This is a genomic window from Hymenobacter agri, assembly GCF_054778495.1.
In genome coordinates this window covers 1-539 of the sequence record NZ_BAAGZM010001298.1, presented here as the reverse complement: position 1 = coordinate 539, position 539 = coordinate 1, and the positions used below count along the sequence as shown (strand labels likewise).

General features: G+C 67.5%; 1 protein-coding gene. It reads right to left on the bottom strand.

What is annotated here, in order from left to right:
• Window positions 1-368 (bottom strand): hypothetical protein (locus tag ACYVDE_RS25895; RefSeq protein WP_460504367.1); only part of this gene is annotated, 368 nt, incomplete at its 3' end.
• Between the last annotated feature and the right edge of the window lie 171 nt (window positions 369-539).

Here is a 539-nt window from a genome sequence, read left to right as displayed (position 1 = left end):
GCCACCAGCGGCTTGATGACCTGCGTGAGCAGCATCGACCCGCCCACCGAGGCAAACCACGTCCAGGCTGCCCGCCACTGCCGCCGCACCAGCAGCGCCAGCCACAGCAGCACGCCCAGCCCAATCATGGGCCCGGTATTGCCCACAATGGTGAGCAGCACGGCCAGCCGGTCGAGCGCCGGTGTGGCGTGGCGGTGCCAGAATTCTAAAATGGGCACGTCCCAACTTGGGCCGCCGTGGTGCAGCACCGCCACCAGCATCCCGGCAAACAAGCCGCCCGCTACTAGTAACAGCAGCCCCAGAAGCCGCCGCGGTGGCCGGGAAGCGGTGGCAGAAGATGGGCGCACGGGCATGAATACGGCAGGCATAGACAATAAACTGGCTATTGGAATGAGGCACTGACAGGCATCTGCGGCCCTTCACGCGGCGGCGACACCACCGTGGGCAACTGCCGGTGCAGGGCCTCGCGCCACAGCCGCCGCAGCTGGTGAAAGGCGGGCGAAAACAGCACGTGCAGCCCCGCCACCCAGCCCACCGCG